Consider the following 25577-nt stretch of genomic DNA (forward strand, 5'->3'; position numbering starts at 1 on the left):
CCATCATCGACTCAATCTCCTCTTACGACGAAGATTGAATCAGTGCTTCAGGACTGCTGCAACCCGGACTTTTTCAACACTATCGGTCGGATCGCGAAGTTCCCCGCCGCATTGGCGAACGTCCCGAGATGGCGCATGGTGCCGTTTCGGAACCGGGTGGACGGGGGGCAGGATCGCCAATCAACCTGGGATCATGTTGCAACCAAGTTCGAACGTCGCGTTACTGGCAAGTAGAAACGTCGCATTGGGACGTTTCAGAGGTAGGCGCCAGGTCAGAATTGCGGGTTGACGTGCATCCTGGCGTCGCCGTGAGCGCCCGATCGGGGGCGATCCAGTATGGCACTTCGGCTTTACCAGCTTTGAGAGCCACTTACGCGCGAGCTTCGTTGGCCGGTGTCGGTTGCGGGTGATCCGATATTCGTCCAGCATCGCGACGACATGTGCAATGCGAAGCTTGGCGAAGAGTTTGACAGCGCAGATCAGCGCAAGATGTCCGACAGGCTCTCGGGCTTCTTCTCGCCAAGCGACAGATCAAGGCCCGACAGAAGTTCGACGAGGTGGCTTTGCATCAGGTCGGACGCGTTTTGTGCGTCGTGCTTTTCGATGGCATCGACGAGGGCGTGATGGGCGTGGCTTTCGCAGGTGGTGTCGCGGCGGCGCCAGTAGAGCGCGATGATCAGCGACGACCGCGACAGCAGGTCTTTGACGAAACCGGTCAGGATAGAATGGCCGGCGATTTGGGCGATGCCGACATGGAATTTTGCCGACAGCATGATGGCGTCGCTGTCGCGGCCGGCATGCAGGGCCTCGTGCTCTTTTTCGAGATGAAGCCGCAGTTGCGCGATCTCGGCCGGCTTTGCCACTTCGGCGGCAAGCGCGGCGACCTTGGGCTCGATCAGCGCCCGCGCTTCGAACACCTCGCGCGCTTCCTGCTTGGTCGGCTGGGCGACGAACGCGCCGCGGTTCGGCTCGAGCCGAGCCAAGCGGTCATGCGACAGCGCCTGCAGCGCCGCGCGTATCACCGCGCGGCTCACCGAATAGATCGAGGCGAGTTCGTCCTCGGGTAGTTTTGTGCCCGGTGCGAGGCGGTGGCTGACGATGGCGTCGCGCAGGCCGGCATAGACCGGAAACCAGCGCATCGTCGGCTTGTCGCCATCCCGTGGCTTTGGCCCAAGCAGGTCCATCGTCTCATTGTCCCGGCGGCCGGATCGCTTAGCGGCGCGAACACCGCGTTTCCGGCCGGACATCGAACATCCTGTGTGGGAATGTCAACAATTTTGCACGCATCAGGATACACGGCCGGAGGGCGAAAAGGACGCAAAGATTCCGGCGAAGGATTTTTCGAGTGGAACCTGGTAGCCGCCGCGCTTTGAGGTCGACAGGCCAAGGCCGACGAGGCTCTCACAGAGTTTTACTGCGCAGGCGACGCCGTCGAGCACGGGAAGCCTATGTTCGCGGCTGAGCGCGGCGGCGAGGTCGGCCATGCCGGCGCATCCCAGCACAATCGCTTCGGCCCGGTCGTCGCGGATGGCGCGCTCGATCTCCTCCGAAATTCGTTGGCGGGCGTTGGAGCCGGGCACTTCGAGCTCCAGAACGGGAACGTCGCTGGCCCGCACCCTGGCGCAGCGGCTGGCGAGGCCGTAGCGCACCAGATTGTGCTCGATCGCCGGCACCGAACGCGACAGCGTCGTCACCACGCTGAACTTGCCGGCAATCAGGCTCGCCATGTGAAACGCCGCTTCGCCGATACCGACCACCGGCATCTCGCCGACGCAGCGTACTGCGTCGAGGCCGGTGTCGTCGAAGCAGGCGATGACGCAGGCGCTCGCCGCCGGATGTTTTTGGATCTCGCCGATCATTCCCGGGATGGCGAAGACCTCGTCGAAATAGCCTTCGACGCTCGGCGGCCCGTCCTTCGGATTGACGGCGATGATCCTGGTGCCGGCCGAAGCCGCGCGGCGCGCCGCCTCGCCGATCTTTTCGGTCATGGACGCGGTGGTGTTGGGATTGACGACGAGTACGTCCATTTGCGCTTTCATATTTCGCCGCCGAGATAGAGTTTCTTGACCCGGTCGTCGCCAAGCAGCTCAGCCGAATGTCCGGCCAGCGCGATCTTTCCGGTCGTCAGTGCGTAGGCACGCTGCGAGATGCGCAGCGCCATGCGCGAATTCTGCTCGACCAGCAGAACGCTGACCTTTTCGTCGCGGTTGATCGCGACGATCGAGCGGGCGATGTCCTGAACGAGCTTCGGCGCGACGCCGAGCGAGGGTTCATCGAGCAGCAGAAGCTTCGGTTTGGCCATCAGCGCCCGCCCGATCACCAGCATCTGCTGTTCGCCGCCGCTCATCGTACCCGCCGTCTGGGAATAGCGTTCCTTCAGGCGCGGGAAGCGCCCGAGCACCATGTCCAGCGTCCTTGCGATTTCGGCCTTGTCGGTTCGGGTGAAGGCGCCCATCATCAGATTGTCGCGCACCGTCATGTAGGAAAAGACGCGCCGACCCTCAGGTACCATGGCGATGCCCATCCTGACCAGCTCGTCCGGGCGCGTTCCGTCGATGCGGTGGCCCTGGAAATGAATCTCGCCGCTGCGGACCTTCTTCAGGCCGGTGATGGCGCGCAGGATCGAAGATTTGCCCGCGCCGTTCGCGCCGATCAGCGCTACCGTCTCGCCCTCGTTGACGCTCAGCGACACACCCTTCAGTGCATAGACATGGTCGTAGTAGAGTTCGACGTCCGAGACTTTCAGCAGTTCGCTCATGGCTAAAATCCGATCGTCTCATCTTCGGCGCCGAGATAGGCCTCGATGACCTTTTCGTTCTCCTGGATTTCCTTCGGCGTTCCCTCGGCGATTTTCACACCGAAGTTCAGGACGACGATGCGGTCGGAAATGTTCATGACGGCGGGCATATCGTGCTCGACCAGCAGGACCGTCACGCCGCGCTTTCGCACGCCGCGCACCATCTCCACCGCGCGCACGGTTTCGTCATGGTTCATGCCGGCGAAGGGCTCGTCGAGCAGAAGCACGGTCGGGTTCGTGGCGAGCCCGATGGCAATCCCGAGCGCGCGCAGATGGCCGTGCGGCAGCGTGCTGGCGATCTCATGCCGTTGCGCGCCGAGACCCAGGAAGTCGATGATCTCGTCGGCCGAGCGGCCGAATTCATCCTCGTCGCGCCGTGCGGTATTCGTGCCGAGATAGAAGCCGGCAAGGCTGGCATTGGAACGCAGGTGATGCGCGATTATGACATTGTCGCGCACCGTCATGCCCTTGAAGATCGTCGTCTCCTGGAACGTGCGCACCACGCCCTTCCGGGCGACGATATGCGGCGCCAGGCCTGAAATCCGCTCTCCCCGGAACAGCACTTCGCCCGAGGTCGGATTGAGGAAAGAGGAAATCAGCTTGAACAGCGTCGACTTGCCGGCGCCGTTGGGGCCGATGACGGAAAGGATCTCGCGTTCGCGGACCGCGAAGGAAACATTGTTGACCGCGACCAGCCCGCCGAAGCGTTTGGTCACTGCCTTGATCTGGAGAAGCTCAGTCATGGTCCTAGCCCTGCTTCTTGCCGAACAGCCTGAGGCTGAGCAGGCCGTTGGGAAGGAACAGCATCAGCGCGATCAGCACCGAAGAGAAGATCAGCAACTGGAACTCGCCGGTCTCGAACAGGAAATCCCAGCCGAAATAGAGCACGAAGGTGCCGATCATCGGCCCGAAGACGTGGCCGAGCCCGCCGAGGAAGCAGTTCAGCATGAAGTTCACCGAGTCGGTGACGGTGAAGCTCGACGGATAGATCGATTGCGAGATGGCGACGAACATCGCACCGCCGAGACCGCCGAGGAATGAGGAGATGGCATAGGCGATGACGCGCAAATAGGCGATGTTGACGCCGATCGAGGAGGCCAGTTCCTCGTTCTGCTGCAACGACTGGCAGAGTTTGCCGATGCGCGAATGGACAAGGCGGTAAAGCCCGGCAAAGCACAGCACCATCAGCGCAACCGAGACGAGATAGAAGGCGGGACGCGGATTGGCGAGCGTCGCGAAATCCGGAAGGATGCTCAGCCCGAAGATCGAGATGCCGCCGGGGAGCGGAATGCTGACCATGCCTTTGGCTCCGTTGGTGATCGGCAGTGCCAGCGCGAGCAGCCGCGCCACTTCGGTCAAAACCAGCGTGACCATGGCGAAATAGACGCCGCGAAGCCTGAGGATGGGCAGCCCGATCAGCACGCTTGCAGCGGCGCAGAACAGCCCAGCCAGCGGCAGTGTCAGCCAGAACGACACACCATGCTGGACGACAAGGATGGCCGAAACATAGCCGCCCATAAGCGCGAAGGCGCCCTGGCCGATATTGATGCGGCCGATGTAGAAAGTCACCCACACCCCGGCGCTGGCGATGCTGAGCAGCGCGACCGAAGTCAGCGTGTAGTAGAGGTCGAGCCGACCGGTCGCCTCGATCAGCCAGGGCACGCCGATGAGTACGACCAGCAGGAAGAGAGCGACGCCGAGGATGTTGCGTGTACGCTTCATGTCGATCACCCCCACGGCTTGCCCATGAGCCCGTTCGGGCGGATGCTCAGGAACACCATCAGCGCGGCGAAGATGACGAGATAAGTGACGTCGCCATATTGGCGTAGCACCGTCAGGCCGACCGATTCCATCATGCCGAGGATGAAGCCGCCGGCGATCGCTCCGCTGACCACGCCGGCCCCGCCGATCATCACCATCAAGAACGCCTTGATCGAGATCGGGCCGCCGATGCCCGAATTGACGCCGGTGATGGCGACCAGCAGCCCGCCGACTATGCCGGCAAGCATGGCGCCGAGCGCAAAGCCGATCATCGAATAGCGGTCGACCTCGACGCCCATAAGCTGCGCCGCGACCCGGTCCTGCGCCAGCGCCCGCATGGCGCGTCCCGGTTTGCTGTACTGCATGAAAAGCACGAAGGAGGCGATGAACAGTATGGCGAGTGCGCCGACCAGCAGCCGGTCGTAAGGCATTATGAGGCTGTCGGAGACGAAGACGCCGTTGACGATCTTCGGCACGCCGCGCTGCTTTTCACCGAACAGGAGGAGGATCACGGCGTCGAGGAAGAATGCGACCGCCGCCGCGAGAAGCATCGTACTTTCCTCCCGCACGCTTCGCTTGATCACCGTTCTGAAAAGGAATTTCTCGACCAGCGCTCCAATAACCAGCAGCGTGATCCCGGACGCAACGAGCGCGACGACGAAAGGCATGCCGAGCTGGCCATAGACGGTGTAGGTGATGAAGCCGCCGAGAACGTACATCTGCCCATGGGCAAAGTTAAGCACGTTCATCAGCGCGAAGATCAGGGTCAGACCGAGCGCGATCAAGGCGTATTGCGCGCCAAGATAGAGCCCGTTGGCGATGACTTGTTCCATCAGGATGGTTCCCCGGCCATTCAGAGGCTCAAGACGAATGCACGAGCCTCTGCGGCAATCCGCTTCAGTGCAGTTGCGTCAATCGACTTGAGCGACGAAGAGCGTCTCGAACTTGCCGTCGCGGTATTCCGTGACCACCATCGGGACCGAAAGCTGGCGCTTCTGGCCAAACGACGTCATTCCGACATAGGTCAGCTTGGCATCGCCCTTCAGATAGGGATTGGGCGCCGAGAAAGTGTCGATCGTCTTCTTGAACTCCTCGACATTGTCGATCGCGGCCGGGTTCGCCTTCAGCGTCTCGATGATGTATTCGAGCGCGTAGACCTTGGTGTTGGATTCGTCATTGTATTCACCGAACATTTTCGTATAGCGGTCGACGAACTCCTTCATCATGTCGGACGCGATTTCGGGCGTCGATGCGCCGCCGACTGAGATGAAGCCGTTGGCCAACTCACCCGCGCCCTCTTCCAGCACCTTGGCATCCTGCGCCGTTTCGGTGGAGATCAGACCTTCGTAGCCGAGCTCGCGCGCGGCGCGGATCAGCAGCGGCGCATTGCCGGGCGCGACACCCGAAAGCACCAGCAGGTCCGGTTTTTGCAGAACGATCGGCGTCAGTACCGGTGTGAAATCGCGGGTATCGTTTTGGTAGACGTCCGTGGCAGCCACAACCTCAAGTCCGAGCGCCTTTGCCGCGGCAACACCGCCATCCCGCTGGCTCAGCGGATCGGATTCGTTGGCGGCGACAAAGGCAACTTTTCTCACGCCCCTGTTTTCCATGAGATATTTGTAGATCGCCGGAGCTGACTGGTAGTTGGCGATCATGCCGAGCACAGCGTTGGACGCCGGTGGGGTGTAGAGTTCCTTCGGGAATGCGTAGGGAAAATAGATGATGCCCTTGGATTCTGCCACGGGACGCACCGCCGCCGCGCCATCGTCAACATTCGGACCGACGACATAGTGGATGCCCTCCTGGGCCATCTTCTCCATGCCGGCGATCGCCCGCTTGGGGTCCTTCTGATCGTCGAAGGTGACGATTTTGATGTCATAGGTCTCGTCACCAATCTTCACACCGCCGGTTTCGTTGATCCAGGCGGCGCGCGTCTGCATCGAGCGGACGTTGGATGTGCCCCACGCAGCGGCCGCGCCACTCGTCACGCCGACAAAGCCGATCTTGAGTTCCTTGTTGGCGGCGTGCACCGTGATTGTGCCGCCGGCCATGATTGCCAGCGCAGAGACGGTGCCGAGCGCGGCGAATGTGATTATTGAACGTCTATTGATCATTGTTCTTTCCCCTTTGGAGGCCGCGCATTGTTGCGACAGAACTCGACCGATACGCGGAGTTTTGTGAGTGAGGGCTCAAATCTATTATCTGTCAACAAAACTTTTACAGATTGTTGACAATCTTGTGCGGTCGTAGATGAAGGACGCGGTCCGCAGCATCGCGGCCCTTCCAGAATCACGCTCCGTTCGCTCTGGCTAATATAAGCTTTGTGCCTAGTATTGACTGGGTGCGTAAAATTGTAGTACCGGCGCCGGCCGTCCCGAGTTCATTCCGCCGATGATGCCCACCCGGTCGCCAACGAGAGCAGCTCTCGGGCTCCCGCGACGAACTTCGCAAATGGTGCAGACGGCGCGTGCCGAAAATGCTGGAGCAAGACCGGCTCAGCTCTCGGGTAGTTGGCGCCCGCCCTGATCCTGCCGCATTGAACGCGGAAGGCCAGCTAATGGCTTTTGCCTAGCCCTCCCGCGGCAGTGGACTCTGTTCCGATGTGCCGCTACGTGCGGACGGCTATGTTCGAAGTACCGGCCTGTAACGTCGGAAAAGGAGTGACCCCATTTTTTTGCGTGCAAGATCTTTTCCCATCGCAGCAAGGACTGCTTTTCTGGTCACACTGGCCGGTGTCCTCGTGCTCGCACTCTCACCGGAGTGGCTTTTGCAGAATTTTGGCTTCGGCTTCACCTCTCATGATGACAAGCTCAATCACGCCGCAGCTTTCGTCGTGTTGACGGCTATCGGCAGTCTCGGTTGGCCAGAGCACAGGGCAAGACTGACCATTTTTCTTGCTCTTACCGGCGCCGCGATCGAGATCCTCCAGGGCATGCAAATGATAGGCCGCGACATGGATATGTTCGACTGGTTTGCCGATTGTGTCGGCGTCGCTTGCGGGCTCGCAATTGCAAGCTGGACAAAGAAATTAGTCAGCGGATTCTCCTAGGTCACGACCCGTCAAGCTGGGGCTAATCGGCCGCGTGAAGCATATGCGCGGCGAAGAGGATCTACGTCACGCTTCGCTGCAGGACTTCAGAGAGCATTGAGTAAGGCCGCAGCGATCACTGAGACTATCATCCGCAAGCCGATCTGCGCATAGCAGCCGAGGGGAGTTATGGCCTTCTCTTTTTCATCAGAGCGCGGACTTTAACAATCATCGCGGCATTAGACCTCAATTGAGAGGCATGTATTTTGCGCATGTATCTGTCGGCGATCACCTTGTAACGAAGGGACAATCGCACCACGCGGTCGTACGTTGCGTCTTCTCCCGCGCACAATTGCTGCGCTTTTCTTGCTAAGGTACTCGGGGCGCCAGGCTGGACCGCTAGTTTTGCGGCCCACCCCAAATTACATCTGATTAGCGCGCTCTGTTCGGCCTTGATCATTGGATCGACTGCGGACCTAGCCTGAGAACTAAGAACCACAGATGCGACCAGAACCGCGATAAAAAGCCGCTTCACAGTTGCCCTCAAACGCTGCATAGGCAGCCCAGTGATTAAACATTGACTCCAAGTTTATAGCGCGCCGCCCGTTATGCGCAGCCGCCCACTCCGTTATTTTCGCCCCTGTTTCTGCCGGAAATATGTGATGACTTTGGAGACCATCGCCATCACAACCAGAACTCCGAATAGAATAAGAATCGGAAAATCGGTAGATTGCCGACAAGGTTCGTCATCTGGCGCGCAGTACGACAGGGCGGCCGCGGAATTCATCGTGGTTAGCAGCGCGGAAGTGGAAAGACCGAGTAACTTCATACGCAGGTTTTTGGGAATATCGGCCTGCACCGGTCGGGCCGAGCCCGCGGTGCCGCATTTACTCGCAGCTATGGCGTACCTGATCAGCCACCATGCCCGCGGGACCCAACATAGCCTCGTTGAGCCCGGTGTAGCCATCTGTTTTGTCAACCTCGTTTATAGTGGTGACGGCCGCGGGCTAATGGAGCCGATCGCTGACAATGCCACGGATTCGGGGCGCGCTCTCAACCGGCGCGTGGAAGGGAAAGCCGTGAAATAGTGCGAACGCGAGCAGATTCGGCCATGCGCTGCAGGTATTATAGCCCCGGCTGCCTTAGCCATGGATGATGAGCTTCCGGAGGAATATCCGCTTGTTCGGCAATAGCAGAAGTTCTGTCTATGGTTAATCGGTCCTTAGGCTCATCTACATCGTTCCAGCGCACGTCACGGCGGTCAGCCGCTCCGATACGATCGATGGCTGGCGCGACCGGCGCGGCGACGGCGGCGCTCCGCGCCTCCGGCCTCAACCTCATCGTTAGCGCGATCGTGCATTGGAATACGGTCTATATCGAACGGGCCGTCACCCACTTGCGCAAAATGCACCGCGAGATCCCGGATCATCCGCTCAAGCACGTCTCGCCGCTGAGCTGGGAACACATTAATCTGACCGGCATCTATACCTGGGATACAGAACATCAGATGCGTGAAAGCTTCCGGTCGCTCAGACTTCCGGCTCGGTTACGCCACGCCGCATGACGTTCATGCTCCGTTCAACCTCGTGTCGCTGGGAACTGTTCTTGCTCCGACCCCAGGCTGGGAGGCATGGAAGGATTGGGACGGCCACACGTTCCAGACCAACCGCGCCGCACTCAGCAATGAACGGACAATGCCGCTCTTTCGAGCGGGTCGATGCTGATAGGAAAGGTGGCGCGTGGGCGCCACCATTCTTGCTTTTCTTACGTGAATTACCTATTGTAGGTACTTTAAAAGGAAGTACGGCGATGAAGCAATTCACATTCTCCGACATGAATCGCGTGTCAGGCGAAATCCTCGAAACGGCATTGATCGAGCCGGTGGCCCTGACCAAGCGCGGCAAGGAAAAGCTCGTCATCCTGTCCGCTGCTCAGTACCACCAGCTCGTCGGCCAGCCGCATTCGGTCGCCTATACGATCGAGGACGCACCGGATGAAGTCCACAATGAACTCATGACAGGACTGGATGCCATAATTTCCGGCGACACGCCCGATGCTTAAAGCTGGCGATCTGCTCCGATATTATTACCTATGGGCGCGGGAAGCAGACGCCGGCGAGGAATCCGGACGCAAGGCGAGGCCGGTTTGCATCGTTGTCCGGACGCTAGCAACGCCCAGCCTTGTTTCTCTTTCCGCTGACTTCGCAAAAACCCCACCGGTCGCGCCCGCATCTCGCCATCAGCGAAATCGAATGCCGCCGCGGCGGCCTCGACTATCCGTCATGGCTGATCCTGGACGAATTTAACCGGGTGCCGGTCGATGAAGCCTATGATCTGGTGACGACGACGCCGATCGGCGCGTTCAGCCCCGCATTTGTCCGCAAAATTGCTGGCGTGATCAAAGAGACGGCGGCGCAGCGTCGATTGCGCGGCATCGTTCGCAAATAGCCGTACTGATTTCTTGGCGGGCCTCCGGTCCTTACCCGCATCGAACGGGCCAGCACCGGAGCGCGGGGCGCCCTACGCCCTCTCCTCGCGCCCCACCCTCCCCTTCTGACGGTGTTTTCTCAAGAGGTGGACATTGTTGTCGTTGGCCGCCTGCAATTCCTCGAAATGCTCCCGAGCAGCCCGTCGACCCAACAAACGGGCGATCGACAGGACGGCTCGTTCAACCATATCTCGTGCCGACATGTCAGCCCTGTAATCGTGACTTGCGCTGTCGTTCCCAGGTTTGGCCTCGTCCACCATGGCATGCCCGCTCTTCTGTATAGATCGAGGGCATTGAGCGGCGTGATGATCGGCAAGACAAGTTCAGTTGCCGCGCGGTCGTAGTGTGGCGTGCAAATACTTGAGCACTGCGATTTGGAATTCCCAAGCCAGGCAATTTACGAAAAGCTCGGTCCTCTTGCAATATCGCACGCGATATCCAATATGCCTGCATGAGACTGCTTCTCGATACGGCGACCATGGTGGCTCCCGGGCCCTCGCCTTCTCAGTCAGCACGCGCAGATACATCGCCGATCACATGGACTTCATGGAGCCGCAGAAAATTGGTTCACTTTTTGTTCTTTTCCGAAAACGCGTGGCGAGATATATAGTCTGGCGTGTCCTTTAACTGATTCCTCAGGGAGGCAGCGCGCAGATGACCGTCCAGCCCATCAATACCATGCTGCAGGGGGACAGGATTCTCAATGAACCGACAATCAGCTGCCCAAGCTGCAAGACGGAAATCAAGCTCAATGAGTCGCTCGCGGCCCCTTTGATTGCCGCCACGCGTGAAGAATACGAAATGCGCCTGGCGCAGAGCAAGGCATCGATGGCTGCCAGAGAAGAGGAGCTCAAGCGCCAGCAGGCCGAGATCGTCGCCGCCAAAGAGGACATCGCCAACCAGGTGGCTGGGCAAATTAAGCTTGAGCGTGCCGGAATCGCGGTCGAGGAAGCCCGCAAGGCAAAATTGCTGCTTTCGGTAGACCTGGAGGACAAGGATACGAAGCTTGCCGAGCTGGAGGCGACGTTGAAGGCGCGCGACGAAAAGCTCACCGAGGCCCAGCAGCAACAGGCGGAATTCCTGAAAAAGCAGCGTGCGCTTGACGACGAAAGCCGGGAGATGGCGCTGACCATCGAAAGGAAGATCCAGGAGGGGCTGGACGCCGTTCGCGTCAAGGCGAGGTCGGAAGCGGAAGACGGGCTCAAAATGAAGGTCGCGGAAAAGGAAGAACAGATCGCAGGCATGCAGCGTCAGATTGAGGAGCTGAAGCGCCGTGCGGAACAGGGTTCCCAGCAGCTGCAGGGTGAAGTTCTGGAGCTTCAGCTGGAAGCCGTCATTGCCGGCCGGTTCCCGATGGACGTCATTGAACCGGTTGCCAAGGGTGAGTTCGGCGGAGATGTCCTGCACCGCGTCGTCGGACCGGCCGGCCAGCCATGCGGCGCCATTTTGTGGGAATCGAAACGCACCAAGAACTGGAGCCAGGGTTGGTTGGGGAAGCTCAGGGCTGATCAGCGGGCCGCAAAGGCGGACATTGCGCTTATGATCTCGGAAGCTCTGCCTGCCGGTGTGGAAACCTTCGATCTTCTGGACGGGGTCTATGTCGCCCATCCCAAATGCGCGATGCCGATCGCAATCATGCTGCGACAATCACTCATCGAGCTGGCGAACTCCCGCCTCGCCCAGGACGGCCAAGCCACCAAAATGGAGCAGGTCTATGGCTATCTGACCGGTCCGCGGTTCCGCCATCGCGTCGAGGCCATCGTCGAAAAGTTCTCTGATATGCAGGAGGACCTGGCCAAGGAACGCAAGGCCACAACACGCCTGTGGGCCAAGCGGGAGGCTCAAATACAAGGCGTAATCGAGTCGACCGCGGGGATGTACGGCGACTTGCAAGGCATCGCTGGAAAGGTGATGCAAGAAATTGACGGCTTGGAGGTCCTGGCCATTGAAACATTTCCGCCCGGTGCCGAATAGGCAATCGGTATGCAGCTCAACAGGAAAACGATTGGCAATCTGGAGCGGCTTCCCCAGACATACCCTTCGGACTCCTCGGATAGGGTAAGCAAAAGAAGCCCGCCCACCCGAGGCAATCGTCGTGCCTAGCCGACGGCCTCTTATCTAAGGTCTTGACTCGTTAATCGCCATATGGCTATATAGTCATATGGCAATATATGGACCCACCGGCGACCGTCTGAGCAAGGCATTCTCGGCCCTCTCCGATCCCACGCGACGCGCGATCCTGGCCCGCCTTGCGACGGGCGAAGCCACGGTGTCGGAACTGCTGGCACCATTCGAACGAAGTCAACCCACGATCTCCAAGCATCTCAAGGTGCTGGAGGATGCGGGTTTCATCGAACGCGGACGTGATGCGCAGCGGCGACCGCGCAAGCTGGTGACAACGGCTCTCAAGGATATTGCCGACTGGGTAGAGCCGTTTCGCAGCCAATGGGAAGACAGGCTCGACAATCTGGATCGCCACCTCGAAAAAATGGGCAAAAAGGAGAAGTAGCATGCTGGCAGGGATCGCGAACACCGACCTGATACTCGACCGGGACAAGCACACGATCATTCTGACGCGCGTGCTTGCTGCGCCCTGTGAACAGGTCTTCGAGGCATGGACGCAGCCGGAGCATGTGGCATGCTGGTGGGATCCATCAGGCGAACCGCTCGCACAATGCGAGATCGACCTGCGTCCGGGAGGGGCCTTCAGGTTCGTCAACCGGCATCCCCCTGGCGCCAACCAGTTCGCTGGCGTCTATCGCGAGATCGCACCGCCGCGTCATCTCGTCTTCGAAGCAATGGGGGCGATCGGGCGTGTCATTCTCGACGAGACTGGCGGCAAGACGTTTCTGACGGTGAGGATCGAGTGCGGCTCGGCGGAACGGTTGGAGCAATATCTGAAAATGGGCATCGACACCGGAACGGCCAAGACATTGGACAACCTTGCCGCACATATTGGCGCGATGGCACAACGGACATCCAGCTCTCCGTCAACTGCTCCGAGCAGCGGCGAGTAACATTAGATGCAACAATCAATCTGGACAGCGGCAGATGCGGCTCTGGTGGCGTATGCCATCACCTGCGTCGTTCTATGCCTTAATCTTCTGATGCTCTGGGCTTCCAGCGGGGCGATCCGCGCGAAGGGTGGCGTGGCAATCAATCCGGAGGATGGGGCTCGCTATGGTGTACCCGTGTCAGAAATTGACCCGCCAACTGTCGCGCGGCTCCTGCGCGCACACCGCAATGCCGAGGCCACGATCTATCCATTTCTGCTGCTGGGCCTGCTCTTTGTTTTCACGGGAGGAAAGGCAGCAATTGCAATTCCCATTTTCGCAATTTTTGTAGTCGCCAGGATCGTACATTCGATAGTCTATCTGAAGGCCATGCAGCCTTGGCGCACGATCGCTTTTGCAGTCTCCCTGCTCGCAATCGTTGTCCTGATGGGCGCCGTAGTCCACGATTTGCTCTTTGCCTGAGGTAGAACCGTATGTCAGTACCGAAAGCTCCAATCCTGTCGTTCACGGACGTCGTCGCCATCGAGGCCTGCGTGTCGACTAGCGAAAGACTGACGAGGACGTCTGTTTGGGGTCGAACTTGCCTATTGGGAGAGCGGACATTCGCGGACCGCCACACTGCTATAGTCAATGCTATGGATCGACTCCAGCACCTGGTGCACGCGCGGCGGCCGTGATGATTTTGTCGGGATCGTCGGTCCAGACGAAGGGCTATGACTGCAGCTTGTGGTCGATGACGAAGCGGTTGATAGCGGAAACCAACCTGCCCTCAACACAGGACTGGTGATAGCCGGCGCACCGCCTGTCGTGCTGCCGCCATCGGTGCTCTTCGTTTTCTGAAGCGCTTTTTCGTGGGCTCAATCGTAAGAGCATCGTCAGGGCGACCTGCGGTTTTCCACTATTATGATCGGCTCGTGCCCGAATTTTCTATCAACGTCGCCGCGACTCGAGTATTAGGTTCCGCTTATGGAGCGTCGACACGCCATCCGAAGGATCAGGGACGGACTTTGGGAAGTCTATGACATAGACAATGAAAAGGTTGTCTTGGTGGACAGCGTAGCTCTGACCAATTTGCGGGATGAAGAGGCACTCGATGCGTTGGAGTTGCTAATGGGTGGATTTCTTGTTGCGAGCAGGTTTCCAACGCTCGGTTGATGGTTTCTCCAGGGACATGTTCGCGCGCACGTCAGGCGAAAGCGCCTCAAGCCTCTCATTGTGGGTTCCATCAGAACCGCAGGGCACGAGTTTCCAGCGCCGGTTGCCCTGCGGCGGGAGGTTGGGGTGGCACCAAGCAGGCAGGAAGGACATCGCCATTACGCACCGATTTACGCGGCAAATCTTGGCTCGGGAACTCCCGTCACGCCGAGGCCGGTGATGGCAAAAAGGCTGCCTCGTAAAACTCCGTCGCCCGGAAAGCGCGGCAGCGGCGGCTTGGCCATCGAAGTGACGTACAAGGTGTCGAGCCTGGGCCCGCCGAACATGACGCTGGTGATCTTCTTGACGGGCATGTCGATGATGCGATCAATGCTGCCGTCGGGCGCGTAACGCACCAGCCTGCCGTCATAGACCAGCGCGTTCCAAAGGAATCCTTCCGCATCGACGGTCGAGCCGTCAGCCGCCCCGCCCCGGCTGGTATCGACACGCGTGAAGGTGCGCCGGTTGGTGGCGGCACCGGTTGCGATGTCGTAGTCGTAGGCCCAGATCTCGCCGGTCCAGGTGTCGGCGAAATAAAAGGTGCGGTCGTCCGGGCTCCAGCACGGACCGTTCGAGCAGATGATGCCGGAATCTATTCTGGTAACCGAGAAATCCGGATCGAGCCGGTAGAGTCCGCCGGAGGGTCCCTCTTCCATCGTGTCCATTGAGCCGGCGAAGAAGCGGCCGCGCCGGTCGACCTTGCCGTCATTGAGCCGGTTCATCGGCCTGTCCGGCTCCGGATCGTGAATCGGCGTCACCTCGCCGGTGGCGAAATCAAGCAGATGGAAACCGCGCTGCAGCGATACCACCGCGCCACCTCCGTCCTTGCGCAATGCCATCGAACCGATCTTCATCGGCACGTCCCAGCAACGGATCTCGCTCCCGTCGGCGGTTGCCCGAAACACACGCCCGTCGAAACTGTCGATCCAGTAGAGGCGCTCCTGTTCAACGTCCCACAGCGGTCCCTCGCCCAGCGTGGTCTTCACGTCCACCACGACTTCGATCTTCATGCCGTCCTCCTCTGTTCGAACCTTGCAGAAACCGGTCAGAACGCGACCTGGTCGCCGCCCTTCAATGACAGGATTTCGCGGGCCTCGTCGGGCGTTGCCACTTCCATGCCGAGGCCTTCGACGATCTTGCGGGCGAGCACCACCTGCTCGGCATTCGACTTGGCAAGCCTGCCCCTACCGGCCCAAAGACTGTCTTCGAGCCCAACGCGAATGTTGCCGCCAAGCGCTGCCGATTGTGCCGCGATGCGCAACTGGCTGGCGCCCGCACCCAGCACCGACCAGCGGAACTGGTCGCCGAACAGGCGATCGGCGGTGCGCTTCATATGGGCGACGTCTTCCGGGTGCGTGCCGATGCCGCCGAGCAGGCCGAACACCGACTGCACGAAGAACGGCGGCTTCACCAGCCCGCGATCGGCGAAATGGGAGAGGTTATAGAGATGGGCGATGTCGTAGCACTCGAACTCGAAGCGCGTCCCATTGTCGTAGCAGGTTGCCAGTATGTATTCGATGTCCTTGAACGAGTTGCGGAAGACCAGATCACGCGTCGCTTCCAGATGCGGCTTTTCCCAATCGAACTTGAACGTCTCGTATTTGTCGGCGAGGTGATAGAGCCCGAAATTGATCGAGCCCATGTTGAGCGAGGCGACCTCCGGCTTGAATTGGGCGGCGGGGCGCACACGCTCCTCCACCTTCATGTAAGGACTGCCGCCGGTGGTGATGTTGATGGCGGCATTGGTGCCTTGCTTGACGCGCGGCAGGAAACGCGCGAACGCCTCTGGCGTCTGGTCGGGCTTGCCGGTCTCGGGGTCGCGGGCATGCAGATGCAGGATCGCCGCACCCGCCTCCGCCGCCGCGATCGCCTCGCGCGCGATCTGGTCCGGCGTGATCGGTAGATAAGGCGACATAGTCGGCGTGTGGATCGCCCCCGTCACCGCGCAGGTGATGATGACCTTGCCGCTGGGTTGCTGGGCGCCGGGCTTGCGGCTTGTTTGCGTCATTGTCCAAACTCCTGATCCGACTTTTTCTTGTGCGCCGCCAGCGCCATCAGCCGGCGGTCGCGCCAGACCTGCCGTTCGCCGAGTTCTTCCCGCGGCAGGCGCTTGCGACGCTCGGCCTCGACCGTTTCCATGACCTCGCCGGCCCAGTCGACGCGGCGCAGCATCTGAGGGAAGATGTTGGAATAGATCGCCTGATAGCGCTCGACATAGTCGCGCACACCACCGGGTGCATTGAGGTCGACCGTCTCGAACGGACCCATGAACGACCAGCGCAGCGCCAGCCCGTCGCGCAGGCCAGTGTCGACGTCCTCGACGCTGGCATAGCCGTCGGCGACGAGCCGAAACGCCTCCTCCAACAGCGCGCCTTGCAAGCGGTTCATGATGAAGCCGTCGACCTCGCGCTTCATCACCAGTGGCGCATGGCCCGCCTCGACAAGAAACGCGCGGGTCCTTTCCACCGTTTCGGCGGAGGTCCATGGCGCCGGCACCACCTCCGCTGCCGGGATGAGATAGGGCGGATTGATCGGGTGCACGACGAGGCAGCGATGGCGCCCCTCAAGATGATCGGTGAATCTCGACGGCAACAGCGCCGAGGTGGAACTGGCGATCACCGCCTGCGGACCGGAAAGTGCGTCGATGCGGGAGAACACGTCACGCTTCACCTCGAGGTTTTCCGGCGTGTTCTCCTGGACATGGACGGCATCGGCCAAGGCCTCGCCAAGCTCCTCCACAATGATGATGCGGCCAAGCACGGTATCGACCGCCTGTCCCCGCAGCAGATCGTTGGCGGCAAGGTCGCCGAGCACCCCAGCGATATAGTCGCGCGCACCGCTGGCCGCGGCCGGCGCCTGGTCCCACATGCGCACATCATGGCCGGCACGAGCGAAGCTGATCGCCCACGCTCGCCCGATGAAGCCGCTTCCGACAATTGCTACCTTCGCCATGATCTCCCCCTCAGAGTGTCTCGACGTTGCCGTCGACGCCGAGCGACTGGCCGGAAATGTTGATGCCCGCATCGGAAAGCAGGAAGGCCACCATCGCCGCGACATCGTATGGGCTGGTCATGCGGCGCAGCGAGATGTTCTGCAGATAGCGTTGTGTCATCTCCTCGTTTGAAACGCCGAGCTGCTTTGCCCGGTCGGCAATGACCTTGTCGATGCGCGGCCCTTCGATGATGCCGGGCAAGATGGCATTGACCCTGATCCCATGCGGTCCGAGTTCCTTGGCAAGGCTCTGGGTCAGGCCGACAACGCCGAACTTGGCAGCCGAGTACGGCGTGCGGAACGCGTAGCCATGGCGGCCGGCGGCCGAAGACATCGAGACGATCGAGCCGCCGCCCGCCGCCTTGATCAGCGGCACGGCACGGCGCGCGCACAGGAACTGGCCGGTCAGGCAGATATCTATGCAGCGCCGCCAGTCTGCCGGATCGATCTCATCGACCCCGCCGGTCGGCCCGGCAATGCCGGCATTGTTGATCAGGGCGTCGAGCCCGCCGAGCTTCTCCTTTATGGTCTCGAACAGCCGGTCGACATCGTCGTCGCGTGAAACGTCCGCTTTGACTGCGCCGGCGAGTGTGAGCCTCTCTGGAGCGTCGGCCAGCGCCTCGTCGGAAATGTCGCAGATCACGACACGCGCGCCGAGCCTCGACAGCGTCTCGGCAATGGCAAAGCCGATGCCGCCGGCGCCCGCCGTGACCAGCACGCGTTGGCCTTTGAGCCCGGTCAGGAATTCGTCCGCCGATGCCGGTGCGCTGGAGCTCATTATTCCATTCCTTTCATTGAATCCGCCTTTCGCGCAGCGCCATGACCGCAGCGAGCACCACCAGCCCGAACAGGATCGCCCGCGTTGCATAAGGCAGCGTCGTACCGGCGAGCAGCATCTGCAACGCCGTCAAAAGCAGCACGCCCCCCAGCATTCCGAGATAGTGGCCGCGCCCGCCGGTGATCAGCGCACCGCCGACGACGACTACGGCGATCGAGGGCAGCAGATAGTCGTCACCCATGCCGAGGCTGGCCTGGCCGGAAAAGCCGGTCAGCATGATGCCGACGAGCCCCGCGCAGACCGCCGACAGCACATAGACGAGGATGAGCGTGCGCCCGACCGCGATGCCGGAGAGCTGGGCCGCGCGCAGGCTGTTGCCGATGCCATAAACCCGGCGGCCAAAAGGGGTGCGGCCAAGCAGCAGCACGGCAAAGACGACGAAGGCGATCATGAACAGCACCACCGGCGTCACAACGAATACCTTCCCGGTCATGAACCAGCGCAGCATCGGCGAGGAGAAGCCGGCCGGCGTACCCTGCGAGTAAAGCAGCGCGACGCCTTGCAGAATGCCATTGGTGGCCAGCGTCATCACGATCGGCGAAATTCCGAGGAAGACAATGCCGATGCCGTTGGCAAGACCGATCAGGCAAGCTGTGAGCAGCACCGCCGGCAGCGCATAGGCAAGTGCGCCATCCGAGCCGTTGACCATGCCGGCAAGCAGGATGCCCGAGAGACCGATCGTCCACGGCACCGACAGGTCGAGCCCGCCGGTGAGGATTACGCTGCCTTGCCCAAGCGCCAGGACGGCGAGGAAGCTCGACAGCACGAACAGCGAGTTCCAGTAGGTGACGTTGACGATGGCGCGTCCGAGCCAGATCTGGGTGACGATCACGACGACGGCCAGGCAGACATAGGCCGGCAGCGCATAACGCAGCGTCTCGGCATTGCGAATATGGAAGGCCGGCTGCGGCGCCTGCTGATCGTCGGTGCTGCCACGCGCGATCCTCAGCCGCCGGTCGGTGCGATCGATCTGCGAGGGCAGCATTCCGGCGCGCCATGCGGCCGACCGCGCCCGCAGCGCACGCAGTTGGCGGGCGAGCACGGAGCCATGCGACAGCGAGCCGGCAAGCACGGCAAGGATCAGGATCGTGCCCTCGGCGATCGTCGAATAATAGGCCGAGACGTTGAGTACGAGCAGGATGTTGACGACCATCATCAGGATGTAGGCGCCGAAGACGGTACCAACCGGCCCGCCTTGACCGCCGCCCAGCCTTGTACCGCCGACGACGACCGCCGCGAACATCGACAGCAACAACGGGTTGCCGACTAGCGGATCGCCGCTGCCCGTCTGTGCGCTGATGAAGACGCCGGCGAGCCCGTAGCAGCCGCCGGCTATGACATAGACCAGGAAGCGCACGAGAACGACGCGCACGCCGACTGAAGCGGCCGCGTCCGGATCGCTGCCGACGGCATAAAGCGCCGTCCCGAAGCGTGTGCCTTTTAGCCAGAACCAGCCGAGCAGGACGACGCCGATGGCCACCAGTGGCATCGGTATCCAGCCGGCGATAGCATCACCGAGATAGAAGGCGCCAAGATCGGGCGAGACGAAGCCGCCCGGCTTGTCCATGACCAGCAGTGTTACCCCCTGCAGGATGAACATGGTCGACAGCGTGACGACGATTGGCTGCATGCGCAGGACGGCGATGAAGAAGCCGTTGAAGGCGCCGACCACCATGCCGACCCCAATTCCGGCCAAGGTCCACAGCGCGACACTGGTGCCGGTCGCCATCGGATCCATACCTTTTGCCAGGACGACATTGACCAGCGAGATCACCGCGCCGGCGGACAGGTCGAAACCGCCGGACAGGATGACCACCGTCTGGCCGATCGCCGCCAGCGCCGAGGTGGCGCCGCCGCTGGAGAGAAACGAAATGTCGAAATAGGTGAGCCGCCCGGCACTGACCAGATCGACGATAAGCAGGAGCACCGCAAAGACGATCGCCGCGATGATCGCGCCGCTGTGCCGCGCGAGAAGCCGCGTCAATGTCGCGGCCGGTGCCGCGGCGGGCAAACTCGTCACGCTCATTCCGCCGCCTCCCGGACCAACTCGCCTTGCCCCAGCGCCGGTCGCATGATCGCGCCTTCCGTGATGTGGTTGCCGGCAAGCTCCGCCACCAGGCGACCGTCATAGAGGACGAGCACTCGGTCGCATTGATGGACCAGCTCGGGAATTTCGGTTGAATGCAGAAGGATCGAGCCGCCGGCCGCCACATAGTCGCGCATCGTCACATAGAGCTCGTGCTTGGTGCCGACGTCGATGCCGCGGGTTGGGTCGAAGAGCAGCAGGATGCGGCTCTCGGCGACCAGCCATTTAGCGATGGCGATCTTCTGCTGGTTACCGCCCGAAAACGCCCCCGCCCTCGTCCACATGGCGCGGTGGTCGACCTCGACCGCCGAGAAGGCGGACTGGACGGCCCGCGCCTCCTCGTGCCTGCTGATCAGGCCACATCGGGTAAAACGCGCGACGACCGGCAGCGATACGTTTTGCCGGCCCGAGAGCTTCAGGAACAGGCCTTCGGTCTTGCGGTCCTCCGGCACCAGCCCGATCGCCATGTTGGCCTTGAGCGCATCGGCGGGCGAGCCGAGCCACACTTCGCGCCCGTCGACCAGTATATGGCCGCGCTCGATCTCTGCCATGCCGAAGCAGGCGAGGAACAGGTCGAGCTGGCCCATGCCCTGAAGCCCGGCAATGCCGAGAATCTCGCCCTTGCGCAGGTCGAAACCGACGCCGTCGAGCTTCATGCCGGTCTTGAGATCGCGTACGCCGAGCACCGGCGGACCGAAGACCGCCTCGCTTTCGGGTTTCGGCGGAAAGGTCTGGGCGATGCTGCGACCGATGATCTTTTCGATCACTTCTCCATCCGGGACGTCGGCCACCGGCGCCGTCACGATGTGACGGCCGTTTCTGAGAATGGTCAGCGTGTCGCAGAAGGCCCGCACCTCTCGTATGCGGTGGGTGATGAACACGACCGTCGTGCCGGCGGCCTTAAGTCGCGCGATGATGCCGCCCAGCCACTCGACATCGCCGCCCGACAGCGTCGAGGTCGGTTCGTCGAGCAGGAGGATGCGCGGCTTGCGATAGAGCGCGCGCGCGATTTCGATCTTCTGGCGGACGGCGAGATCGAGGGTCGCGACCTCGGCATCAAGATCGACCGAAAAGCCGAGATCTGAAATGTGCTGGCGCACCGCCCTGCGCGCGCTCGCCCGCCTGATCAGGCCGCTCGGGCCGACAGGCGCGTAGGGCAGCAGCATGTTGTCGAGAACGCTGAGATCGCGCACCAGCGTCATTTCCTGGAAGGCTGTCTGCACGCCTTTGGCGTGCGCGGCGCGCGGCGAACCGAGTGGCGCCGGTTCACCAAGAACGGTGATTTGCCCTTCGTCGGGCCGCACCAGTCCCGACAGCAGCTTGACGAGCGTCGACTTGCCGGCACCGTTTTCGCCGAGCAGCGCGTGCACGCTGCCCGAAACGATCTCAAAGGAGACGCCATCGAGGGCGACCGTCGCACCAAACGCCTTGCGGACGCCCTCTATGCCGACAGCTGTCGATTGCGCTGACATCATGATCCCAGTCCCGGCCTGCACGGGGTGCCTGGGAGGGCCTCCAAAGCACCCCACGCCCCATTCGGAGAGCCTTACTCCTCGGGCTGGCCGACAAGGGCGGCCGCGAGACCGATTTCAGGTGTCTGGTCGGAGAAGATCGAGGCGAACCAGCCGGGGTTGGAGACCAGCGACGGTTTGAAGGCGTTACAGCCAGCCTTCATCTCTGCCCAGGTGCCTTCGTTACAAAGCTTTATCGTGTCGTTGGTGACGACCGGCAGTGGCAGGATCGTCTTCTTGGCAACCTCCTTGCCGTCAAGTGCCTCGACTGCAAGCTTAAGGGCAAGCGCGCCGGAATAGGGCGGCGATGCATAGGAGATACGCGGCGCGCCGAGCGGCGCATAGGGAGAGGCTGCGCCCTCGACCTCCGTGCCCTCCGGCAGCATCTGGATGCGCCCGCCATTGGAGCCCTCGCCGGCGCAAGGCAGCAGTTCGCTGCTCTTCTTGCCGGCCTCGAGCTGCATGGAATTGGCGGTGAAGCAGCCGACCTGCATCCACAGCCCATTTATGTCGTCCCAGCTGCGCGTCGCCAATATCTTGGAAAGTTCGGTGCGGGCCACCGCCTGGCTCCACATACCGACAGCCTCGCCCACGATCTTGATGTCGGGATGCTTGGCAAACACCTCCTTTGCGGCCTTGGTGCGCAGATCGTCGACCGAGGTGCCGGGAACGCCGGTCACTGCGATGATGTTGCCCTTGCCATTGAGCTTCTTGACCAGCCACTCCGCCGTCACGCGGCCAGCCTCTTCCTGATCGATATGGACGTTGTAGGCGCAGGGCTCTGTGATCTCGGCATCGTAGGCAAACACCTTTACCCCCTTGTCGCAGGCGTTCTTCACCACCTGGTTGAGCGCTGTCGGCGAGATCGGGAAGATCACGATGGCTTCGGCACCTGCCTGCACCATCGCGTTGATCTGCTGGATCTGGCGCTGTGCGTTCGGCCCGGCCACCTGAACCTGGAGGTCGACCTTGTCGGCCATGCTCTTGTGCGACGCCATCGCCTTGACCATGTTGGCGGCCTCGGCCTGCCAATCATTGCCGATGAAGCTCATGCTGAGAAATATTTTGTGCTTTCCGGCCGCCTCGGCCGCCGACATCCCAAAGGCGCAAACAGCCATGCCGGCAAGCAGCGCGAGCCGCCGGGCTTTCGATCCGATACCCATTCGAAACTCCTCCCAATTCAGACGACCAAATGCCTCCCAAGGGCACGAAACGTGCTCCTTGTCATTCGACGCAGCTGACCGTATCATGATTTGATCAAAGATCAATGATGAAATGCTAATGGGTAAAAGCCGGATACGCCGGCGCTTGACGCGGCAATCCGAACCTTGCATTCCGGGCACAGGCGCCGGGTAGGACAAGAGCGTCGCCGTTTGGGGAAAGGTAGGCACAGATGGCTGGGGCGGCATTCAGGAAGCCGGGCGTCGAGATTACGCCGCTGTCCAGGGAAACCCTGCAGGACAGGGTCTACCGGCACGTCACCGAGTTGATCCTCGACGGCAGTATCGTTCCAGGTGAAATGGTGACGGTGCAGAGCCTCGCAGACGCTTTCGGCGTCAGCCCGATGCCGGTTCGCGAGGCACTGCGGCGTCTGAGCGCCGCCAACGCATTGATGGTGGTTTCTGGCCGTTCGATCGGTATCCCGGCATTAAGCCGCGCGCGACTCATCGATCTCAGGAACGTCAGGTTTGAGATCGAGGCGATCGCCGCCGCATGGGCGGCCGAGCGAATGGACGATCCCAGCGTGGCGCTGCTGCGCCAGCATCTGGACGCACTCGAACAGGCCAATGCCGCCGGCGACGTCAAATCCTACCTCAGGGCCAACTACGCCTTTCATTTCTCCATCTATCGAGCCGCGGGTTCGGAAAACATGCTCAACATCATCGAGAACCTGTGGCTGCAGATCAGTCCCTATTTCAACATGCTGCACGATTCTGGAAACTATTCGACCGCCAACCAGCACCATCAGCAGATGTTTGCAGCGCTGCGAGACCGCAACGCGGAAGCTGTCCGGGCCGCGGTTCGCGCTGACATCGACGCGGCTTTCACAGTGCTGATCAAACTGCTGAAGTAACATTCAGGTCGCCATAAGCGACATGCCGCCTCCATTGCTGATCAGACTTCCAGTTCTTTTTCCGCCCACTCCGCGAACTCTTCCAACTTGTCGAGCAAGCTCTCGGCTTCGGGTAGTGATTTTGCCCTGATTCCGTATTGAGCTTCGTCCTTCTCATGGAGAATGCTCCGCAACCGGCTGGCCTGCGCTGCAGGAAGGCGATTTCCAAGCGCATCGCGCATGGTTTTCACCACGGCCGCATGATCCGCGCGGTTGATCGTTCCTGCAAATCGGGCAGTGAGCGCACGGCGTATGCTATTGCCGCATTCACGATCTGCGACATAGCCGGATTGCCGATGTTACCCGTTTCAGACATTGCACCTCCAAACGGGCAGCCTTCAAATATGAGCGGGCGATGCGCAATCGCTCCTCGCCAAAGCCTGTCTCGACTACTTTCGTCGCACCTCTTCTGGTCATGCCAACGCCTTCTGGCGAGTTTTTGTTGCGAGTTCGTCCGGGCGTGGACCCAAGACGAGCAGGGCATTTGCTTCGACGCCGCCCCACCAAGGGTCTCCCGTGCTCGACAGCCTCGCCACATCCTGCGAAGTGAGTCCCACCACCGAGGGATTGAAGCCAAGCTCTTCACCGTGGGTCACCAGTGCCTCACGGATCTCTTGGAGCGCGCTTTCTAGCTTTTCGGATGGCGTAACCACTGCGATGTCGAGATCGCTGTCTGGACGGTCTCGCCCCTCGCCACGCTGCCGTAAATCCAGGCCGCGAGTACGTTCGGCCGAACTGCGGAGACCGCCTCAGTGACTAAAGCGCGAATGTTGGAATACCTAAGCGCCTCCTGCTCAAAGAGGGCTTCCAGTGATGTCGCCAGTGGATGGCGATCATTCAACCGATAAAGACGAGCCCTGCCCGTTCCCTCTGAAGATACGATGCCAATCCCCTCCAAGGTTGCGAGAGCAGACCACACGCTTGCCCTCGCAAGCCCGCTACGAGCCGCAAGCACGTCGACTGCCGGATATCAAATCTGATGTTTTGTTTTCTAAACAGATGTCCTGTTATCTGAGCCTTGGCGGCTGCTGCGCCGCAATCACGAATGTATCCGAAAGATGTTGATCGCCACGTTCATCCAGTCCATCGTAGGAGCAAGAGCAAGATGCCGCTCTATCTTATCCATTTCATTATCTTTTTTTTGCTTCAGTCCGTCCAATGCCCGGTCGGAAAGACTGAGTATTTCGTCAGACGGCGCTTACTCAGACATAACCTATTTTACGATTGCGCCGCCGCGACCGAAAGCCATTTGGCCACATCACATCTCTCAATGCACACACAGTGCACACGAAAGCCAACGCAGGGCCAAATCATGAATCGTTAACCGGCGAGGACGGCTTGGCGGTAGGTCGGGTTCATGAGGTCTTTGAGGCGCTTACGCTTGAGCGAGTTTGAAGGCTCGCGACGGAGCATGTTGAGCACCCCGCGGCGGATCATGGCGAGGTTGCGCGCCGAATGGTCTTTACGGACGCGGCTCTCGTCTTTGCCGTGCGACAATCAAGGCAACACGCGCTCTCAACTTGATTGTCGCGCGGCACTGCGTCCCTTGCCCTGTTCGACGCAGATAAGCATGCGTGTCGAGTCGATGTCGTCGATCTTGAGTTGCGCGACTTCGGACACGCGCAGGCCCGCGCCATAGGCGACGCCAAGTGCCGCCTTGTACTTGATGCCTTGATGCTGGATGCGGCTTCGAGCAGCCGCGCCGCTTCCTCCACGCTCAGCACGTCGGGCAGCTTGCGCTGACACCTCATGATCAC

Annotated in this window: 25 protein-coding genes and 1 pseudogene; 10 read left to right on the forward strand and 16 right to left on the reverse strand. The window is 60.9% G+C overall.

Translation table 11 applies throughout. The annotated features are described in order from the left end of the window. Positions 1 to 234 (forward strand): hypothetical protein (locus NKH59_RS23055; protein ID WP_353023186.1); only part of this gene is annotated, 234 nt, incomplete at its 5' end. 245 nt (positions 235 to 479) lie between these two features. Here the strand turns inward: NKH59_RS23055 and NKH59_RS23060 are convergent. From NKH59_RS23060 to NKH59_RS23090, 7 genes are all read right to left on the reverse strand, one after another. After that, positions 480 to 1184 (reverse strand): GntR family transcriptional regulator, encoded by a 705-nt coding sequence (locus NKH59_RS23060; protein ID WP_352474573.1) that lies wholly within the window; start codon positions 1182 to 1184, stop codon positions 480 to 482. Between the two features lie 102 nt (positions 1185 to 1286). Next, entirely contained in the window at positions 1287 to 2027 is a 741-nt protein-coding gene (locus NKH59_RS23065; protein WP_352503768.1) for an aspartate/glutamate racemase family protein, read from the reverse strand. A gap of 8 nt (positions 2028 to 2035) precedes the next feature. Then, complete coding sequence (locus tag NKH59_RS23070) at positions 2036 to 2758, reverse strand: ABC transporter ATP-binding protein (RefSeq protein ID WP_352503769.1); 723 nt, start codon at positions 2756 to 2758, stop codon at positions 2036 to 2038. 2 nt (positions 2759 to 2760) lie between these two features. After that, on the reverse strand, positions 2761 to 3540 hold the full coding sequence (locus NKH59_RS23075; RefSeq protein ID WP_352474568.1) for an ABC transporter ATP-binding protein: 780 nt from the start codon (positions 3538 to 3540) through the stop codon (positions 2761 to 2763). 4 nt (positions 3541 to 3544) lie between these two features. After that, positions 3545 to 4519 carry a branched-chain amino acid ABC transporter permease gene (locus NKH59_RS23080; RefSeq protein ID WP_352923050.1) on the reverse strand — a complete coding sequence of 325 codons (975 nt, stop codon included), beginning with the start codon at positions 4517 to 4519 and terminating at the stop codon, positions 3545 to 3547. 5 nt (positions 4520 to 4524) lie between these two features. Then, on the reverse strand, positions 4525 to 5391 hold the full coding sequence (locus NKH59_RS23085) for a branched-chain amino acid ABC transporter permease (protein ID WP_352452194.1): 867 nt from the start codon (positions 5389 to 5391) through the stop codon (positions 4525 to 4527). 78 nt (positions 5392 to 5469) lie between these two features. Further along, positions 5470 to 6672: an ABC transporter substrate-binding protein gene (locus tag NKH59_RS23090; RefSeq protein ID WP_352474565.1), complete on the reverse strand. Its 1203-nt coding sequence runs from the start codon at positions 6670 to 6672 to the stop codon at positions 5470 to 5472. 653 nt (positions 6673 to 7325) lie between these two features. Between NKH59_RS23090 and NKH59_RS23095 the strand changes: the two genes are divergently transcribed. The 8 genes and pseudogenes from NKH59_RS23095 to NKH59_RS23130 all read left to right on the forward strand — a co-directional run bounded on the left by NKH59_RS23095 (position 7326) and on the right by NKH59_RS23130 (position 13549). Then, a complete protein-coding gene (locus NKH59_RS23095; RefSeq protein WP_352503771.1) occupies positions 7326 to 7607 on the forward strand; it encodes a VanZ family protein in 282 nt (93 codons plus the stop codon). Positions 7608 to 8898: 1291 nt separating this feature from the next. Next, positions 8899 to 9150 (forward strand): annotated as a pseudogene (locus tag NKH59_RS23100) (Tn3 family transposase); the annotation flags it as partial. A 245-nt stretch (positions 9151 to 9395) separates the two neighbouring features. Beyond that, positions 9396 to 9647, forward strand: coding sequence for a type II toxin-antitoxin system Phd/YefM family antitoxin (locus tag NKH59_RS23105; RefSeq protein ID WP_352773274.1), 252 nt, complete (start codon positions 9396 to 9398; stop codon positions 9645 to 9647). 119 nt (positions 9648 to 9766) lie between these two features. Further along, on the forward strand, positions 9767 to 10033 hold the full coding sequence (locus NKH59_RS23110) for a hypothetical protein (protein WP_352503773.1): 267 nt from the start codon (positions 9767 to 9769) through the stop codon (positions 10031 to 10033). A 694-nt stretch (positions 10034 to 10727) separates the two neighbouring features. After that, complete coding sequence (locus NKH59_RS23115; RefSeq protein ID WP_353023188.1) at positions 10728 to 12047, forward strand: DUF2130 domain-containing protein; 1320 nt, start codon at positions 10728 to 10730, stop codon at positions 12045 to 12047. Positions 12048 to 12234: 187 nt separating this feature from the next. Beyond that, a complete protein-coding gene (locus NKH59_RS23120; RefSeq protein ID WP_353023190.1) occupies positions 12235 to 12582 on the forward strand; it encodes an ArsR/SmtB family transcription factor in 348 nt (115 codons plus the stop codon). A 1-nt stretch (position 12583) separates the two neighbouring features. Continuing rightward, positions 12584 to 13090: an SRPBCC family protein gene (locus tag NKH59_RS23125; RefSeq protein WP_352473189.1), complete on the forward strand. Its 507-nt coding sequence runs from the start codon at positions 12584 to 12586 to the stop codon at positions 13088 to 13090. Positions 13091 to 13096: 6 nt separating this feature from the next. Then, positions 13097 to 13549, forward strand: a complete 453-nt coding sequence (locus NKH59_RS23130; RefSeq protein WP_352473188.1) for an MAPEG family protein — start codon at positions 13097 to 13099, stop codon at positions 13547 to 13549. Between the two features lie 863 nt (positions 13550 to 14412). On the opposite strand, the gene NKH59_RS23135 is transcribed toward NKH59_RS23130, so the two are convergent. From NKH59_RS23135 to NKH59_RS23165, 7 genes are all read right to left on the reverse strand, one after another. Then, complete coding sequence (locus NKH59_RS23135; protein WP_352980016.1) at positions 14413 to 15291, reverse strand: SMP-30/gluconolactonase/LRE family protein; 879 nt, start codon at positions 15289 to 15291, stop codon at positions 14413 to 14415. Positions 15292 to 15326: 35 nt separating this feature from the next. Next, complete coding sequence (kce, locus tag NKH59_RS23140; RefSeq protein ID WP_352686489.1) at positions 15327 to 16289, reverse strand: 3,5-dioxohexanoate:acetyl-CoA acetone transferase; 963 nt, start codon at positions 16287 to 16289, stop codon at positions 15327 to 15329. Next, positions 16286 to 17233, reverse strand: a complete 948-nt coding sequence (locus NKH59_RS23145; protein ID WP_353023192.1) for a 3-hydroxyacyl-CoA dehydrogenase — start codon at positions 17231 to 17233, stop codon at positions 16286 to 16288. Before NKH59_RS23145 ends, kce begins: the two co-directional genes overlap by 4 nt. A 10-nt stretch (positions 17234 to 17243) precedes the next feature. Then, complete coding sequence (locus tag NKH59_RS23150; protein WP_353023194.1) at positions 17244 to 18050, reverse strand: SDR family oxidoreductase; 807 nt, start codon at positions 18048 to 18050, stop codon at positions 17244 to 17246. Positions 18051 to 18063: 13 nt separating this feature from the next. Next, positions 18064 to 20136, reverse strand: coding sequence for an ABC transporter permease (locus NKH59_RS23155; protein ID WP_353023196.1), 2073 nt, complete (start codon positions 20134 to 20136; stop codon positions 18064 to 18066). Beyond that, positions 20133 to 21671, reverse strand: coding sequence for a sugar ABC transporter ATP-binding protein (locus tag NKH59_RS23160; RefSeq protein ID WP_353023198.1), 1539 nt, complete (start codon positions 21669 to 21671; stop codon positions 20133 to 20135). The genes NKH59_RS23155 and NKH59_RS23160 overlap by 4 nt, the downstream gene beginning before the upstream one ends. 71 nt (positions 21672 to 21742) lie before the next feature. Next, positions 21743 to 22870 (reverse strand): sugar ABC transporter substrate-binding protein, encoded by a 1128-nt coding sequence (locus NKH59_RS23165; protein WP_352542536.1) that lies wholly within the window; start codon positions 22868 to 22870, stop codon positions 21743 to 21745. 230 nt (positions 22871 to 23100) lie between these two features. Between NKH59_RS23165 and NKH59_RS23170 the strand changes: the two genes are divergently transcribed. Next, positions 23101 to 23781, forward strand: coding sequence for a GntR family transcriptional regulator (locus tag NKH59_RS23170; RefSeq protein ID WP_352473177.1), 681 nt, complete (start codon positions 23101 to 23103; stop codon positions 23779 to 23781). A gap of 41 nt (positions 23782 to 23822) precedes the next feature. Here NKH59_RS23170 and NKH59_RS23175 read toward each other — a convergent pair whose 3' ends face one another. Together NKH59_RS23175 and NKH59_RS23180 are read right to left on the reverse strand one after the other, a co-directional pair. Then, positions 23823 to 24002, reverse strand: a complete 180-nt coding sequence (locus NKH59_RS23175; RefSeq protein WP_352542537.1) for a hypothetical protein — start codon at positions 24000 to 24002, stop codon at positions 23823 to 23825. 1333 nt (positions 24003 to 25335) lie between these two features. Then, complete coding sequence (locus NKH59_RS23180) at positions 25336 to 25566, reverse strand: tyrosine-type recombinase/integrase (protein WP_352542561.1); 231 nt, start codon at positions 25564 to 25566, stop codon at positions 25336 to 25338. Positions 25567 to 25577 lie beyond the last annotated feature (11 nt).

Source organism: Mesorhizobium sp. M0998, assembly GCF_040318885.1.
In the GTDB taxonomy this organism is placed as follows: domain Bacteria; phylum Pseudomonadota; class Alphaproteobacteria; order Rhizobiales; family Rhizobiaceae; genus Mesorhizobium.